At 58.8% G+C, this 4,311-nt stretch carries 5 protein-coding genes; all 5 read right to left on the reverse strand.

Features of this window, described 5'->3' with window-relative positions:
- A partial coding sequence (locus tag Q0K07_RS12855; protein ID WP_294559761.1) for an AAA family ATPase occupies nt 1-385 on the reverse strand: 385 nt, incomplete at its 3' end.
- Entirely contained in the window at nt 382-1,116 is a 735-nt protein-coding gene (locus Q0K07_RS12860) for a 16S rRNA (uracil(1498)-N(3))-methyltransferase (RefSeq protein ID WP_294559762.1), read from the reverse strand. The genes Q0K07_RS12855 and Q0K07_RS12860, both read right to left, overlap by 4 nt.
- 521 nt (nt 1,117-1,637) lie before the next feature.
- A complete protein-coding gene (locus Q0K07_RS12865; RefSeq protein WP_294559763.1) occupies nt 1,638-1,952 on the reverse strand; it encodes a hypothetical protein in 315 nt (104 codons plus the stop codon).
- 35 nt (nt 1,953-1,987) lie between these two features.
- Nucleotides 1,988-2,410 carry a sulfite exporter TauE/SafE family protein gene (locus Q0K07_RS12870; RefSeq protein WP_294559764.1) on the reverse strand — a complete coding sequence of 141 codons (423 nt, stop codon included), beginning with the start codon at nt 2,408-2,410 and terminating at the stop codon, nt 1,988-1,990.
- Nucleotides 2,411-2,616: 206 nt separating this feature from the next.
- Nucleotides 2,617-3,303, reverse strand: a complete 687-nt coding sequence (locus Q0K07_RS12875; RefSeq protein ID WP_294559765.1) for a DUF554 family protein — start codon at nt 3,301-3,303, stop codon at nt 2,617-2,619.
- Nucleotides 3,304-4,311 lie beyond the last annotated feature (1,008 nt).

The raw sequence follows: 4,311 nt of genomic DNA on the forward strand, positions 1-4,311 counted from the left end.
GTCTTGTCACGCTGAAGGAAGGATTTTCCGTGGTGGTGGCGATCATGGTCATTTCGCCGCTTTCCAGAATGGGCAGAAAGAAATCCTGTTGAGCCTTGGAAAAACGGTGCAGTTCGTCAAGCACCAGCACGTCGACCCCGGAGAGCTGACGGCGCATCTGCTGTATGCCCGCTTCAGGAGCGGAAAGGCGCAGCATTTTTCTGCCCGTGGCCCGGGCCAGAATAAGGGCGAGGGTGGATTTTCCGCAGCCGGGAGGGCCGAAGAGCAGAAGACTCGGCAGGTGCGGACCATTGAGCAGCGCCTGTATCTGGGCGCGCAGGTGGCTCTGCCCCACGAAGTGTTCCAGTTCCGCAGGACGCAGACTTTCCGGCAGCGGACGGTTCATGAGGGTTCTCCGGGATGCTGACGTTTCCACCAGTGCAGGCCCAGGGCCATCATGGCCGCCGTTTCCCAGCGGAGCACCCTTTCTCCCATGCTGAGGGCCTGAAATCCGGCGTCAATGAGGCGTTCGGCTTCCTCGGGCGTGAATCCTCCCTCAGGGCCGATGACGCAGAGCGTCTTTCCCGGCAGGCCGAGCACATCCGCCGACATGAAGGACTGCCCCGGCAGGCCGCTTTCCAGAAGCACCTGACGGTGTTCGAAGTCCTGTGAGGCCCGTATCAGTTCCTCCACGCCTCCGGGCAGCGTGCGCAGTTCGGGCAGCCACGGATTCCGGCACTGTTTGGCCCCGGCCACAAGGGAGGCGTGCCAGGTTTCCTTGGCATCGGCAGGCACGGGGAACTGACTGCGCCTGGCCTGCCAGAACCACAGCCCGGCTGCTTCAAGTTCCACCGATTTTTCCAGAATCCAGCCCCTGCGGGCTTCCTTGCCCCAGCCTACGGCAAGTACGACACCTGCTTCAGGCCTGGGATATCGTTTTTCCTCCACAATGTTCAGCAGCGCGGACTGCCTGCCTATGGCGGAGATGCGGCAGAGGGCTTCTCTGCCTTCGCCGTCGAGTACAAGCACCTCGTCGCCGGGGTGCAGGCGAAGCACGCGGCCCATGTGATGCGCTTCCGCGCCGGAAAGTTCGAGTCGCCCGCTCCATTGTCCGGGGGGGAGGTAAAACGTATGCATGATTGTCTCCTGAAATAACCGATCGTCTTTTTTTACCATAGCCGTTGCGGGGCGTTTTGAAAAGTCCGGCGGGGCGCCTTTCTCCGGGGAGAAGGGGCTTTGCCCCATGCCTTTCGGAAAAGGAAGAAGGTGCCGCAACCTTGAATCAGAACTTTAAGAATGCACGGGGCACGGCAGGCGGGCATGGCTCTGCCGTGCCGGAAAAAATGGAAGCCGTGGCGGCATGCAGGGGGCAACGGGCGAAAATGCCTTTGCCGTTCCTGCTCCGCGTCTCCGGGAAGCATCCTGTCCGGCAATGGCGGCCCGGCACTGTCGGAACAGAAGGCTTTTGTGTTTTTTGAGGTCGTTTCGTGTGGGAAAAGCGCCTTCACGGCGAGAGGGCTGCAGGCATAAGGCTGACGGCCGGGAGTCCGGCGCAAGGCCGGCAAAAGCGGTAAGCCGGGAAATGCCGATACCGCAGCAGAAAGGCGGCAGGGCAGGTCCGGATGCGCGGAAGACCCCGGCTGGTCAGATCAGTCTGATCAGAAGGGTGATGCCGACGCAGAGCCCGAATACGCCGAAGGCTCTTTTGAGCAATCCGGCAGGCAGTAGTGGGCGAGTCTTGCACCGGCCACGGCCATGAGCATGCTCGGGATCATGAGACCGAAGGTGCCCGGAAGATACACATATCCCAGGGAAAAGTCCGGCAGGCCGTCGATGCCCCAGCCGAGGATCATATAGCTGATGGTGGCGGTGAGTGTAATGGGCAGGCTGAGCGCGGCGGCGGTACTCACGCAGTCGCACCACGCATAGCCGGCCCATGCCAGAAAGATGATGAGCTGGAGGGAACCCGCCACGCCGGTGAGGCTGGACAGAACGCCGATGGCGATGCTTACCGGAATAGAGCATGCCTGAGCGCGCTATGGGGCCGCGGCTTGAAGCCGATGATCATCTGAACGGCCATGACCACGATCATGATGCCGAAAACAAGTTCCAGCGACGAGCCCTGAATCCTGTGCGCGAGAACGGCCCCGGCCACGGAACCGATGACGATGCCGGAGACCATTTTTTTCCAGACATCCCAGCGCATGGAGCCCATGCGCACATGGGCGATGAAGGTGGCGAGGGATGTGACGAGTATGGTCGAGGGGGCCGTTCCCACGGCGAGATGCTGAACCAGATTTTCCGGTATGCCCATGCCGGAAAAAAGGAGATTGAGCAGCGGAACGATGATGATGGTTCCCCCCACCCCGAAAAGGCCGGAAAGGAGCCCGACCACAGCACCGCCGAGGATGAGCATGCAGAGAATATCCATAGAGCCCCGCTGGTATGAAGGAACAGAAGATGTCTTTTTCGTGGGCGTATTGACGGGCTTGGTCAATACGCCTCAGGGAAGCGGTGCCCCTGCCGCAGTTCTCTGATGGAGGCTTCCGTCCCTTTCCGGGACTATGCTTCTGAGGGAAAAACGGTGTTCCCTTCAGAAGCGGTGTTTCGGGGAACGGCACGGAACTTCGTGCAGAATCAGCCGAAGAAGTGGAGCCAGAGCAGGGAAAGGGGCATGGAACACAGGAAGGCGGGCAGCATGCTCAGAATGGGGAACTGCATGATGCCGCAGGTACGCAGCCCTGTGGCGAGCATGATGAATCCGCCGCAGCCGGAGAAATTATCCAGCAGAAAAGGGGTGGCGTACTGCCCGACGAAGCCGGCCGAAAGAAGAATGATGCACTGGACAAGGAACTGGGGACGCAGAGAATACCGATGATGGCTCCTGTGTTGGCGGCTAAGCAGGGCTTTGATAATGAGCAGGGAAGGATCTCCCGTGAGGCCTTCCTGCATGGAACCGAAGAAGCCCAGGCCGCTGGCGGCGAACACGACGAGGAAAATGGAAAACTGCTCCCGCATGTATTCGAGGGAACTGCGCTGCTTTTTTCCTATCCGGCTGAACAGGGTGGCAATCTTGTGGGCAAGCAGCATGATGAGGTATTCCAGTCTCAGCATTTCCCCGGCCAGAGTTCCGAGAAGCAGGGAACAGACCACGGGGGGAAGAGCCTGCGTTTTGCCGATCATGAAAACGCCCATACCTATATTGATGCAGCCGAAAACGAGCAGAAGATGCCTGCGGAAGGTTTCCCCGAGAAGCTTGCCGATGGAGCTTCCGATCAGGGCACCGAAAAGAATGCACAGCGAATTGACGACGGGACCAGTCATGTTTTCTCCTTTTTTTTGGAAAACGGATGATGCGTAAGGCACAGGTATTTGTTGATGCCGATGCTTTTTTCCGGGAGGAAAGAGGCACATCCGGGAATTTCCATGGGGAGAAAGGCTTTTTCCAGGAGAAAACCATGCGGGCCGCCCCTTCAGGAAAAGAAAGGATGCGGCCCGAGTCTCGGATATTCTGGAAGAAGCCATGTTTTTTCTCTTCTTCCGTCCTTTGGGAACGCTGTCGCGGCAGGCGCCGGGCAAAAAAGCTTCCGGGCCGCTTTTTGGGGCGTGTCGCGGCCGGAAGGCAGGGCATGAAGGCCCGGGGAAGAAGGGAAATTCCCGGAGTACACAGGCAGGGCGAAGCGTACGCTAAGCTTTTGGCCCGTCCGGGGTCAACAACTTGCGTTTTGCCTGAAAAATGATGATAATAGCCTTGATTATTTTGTGAAATTATGGATATTCACCTGCATTTCCCTTTCTTTTCTCAAGAAAGAAGCCGCCGGGGTGTCGTCATGGCTTTGCGCACTCCTGCAGCAAACGGGAACGATATGTTCCGGGAAAAGGATATGCCCCGGCCGTATCCTGAGACGGAGAGGGAAACGTTGTCCGGGCATCGCCGGGCTTTTTTATGTGCTTTTGCCGGATTGCGGCCTTCTGGGGAATAAGGCTGCACACATTCTGAGCGCGCACCGGATCCGGGCACGGTGAGACTGCTTTTTCTGCGCCGCATCCTCGCGGATGCAGGGAGTCTTCGGAGAAAGACGGCCCGCGGGAAGAGCGCTTTTCGCCCGGCGGCGGAAGCGCTCCGGGGCGGACCGAGAGATGTGACGTGCCGGGAAAAGCCCTGTGCCGCAACTGAGCGCCCTCCGCCGAAGTCTTCCAGAGAAAAACGGCGGAAAACGCAGAGGCGGGGTATGGCTGCCGCACCTTCATTCTTCTAGGTTCAGGACTCATTAAATATAAAAGATAACAATGGCAGCGAGACAAATGGCCGAAAAGAACGTGTGTGCACAA

The organism is uncultured Mailhella sp. (assembly GCF_944324615.1).
In the GTDB taxonomy this organism is placed as follows: Bacteria; Desulfobacterota; Desulfovibrionia; order Desulfovibrionales; family Desulfovibrionaceae; genus Mailhella.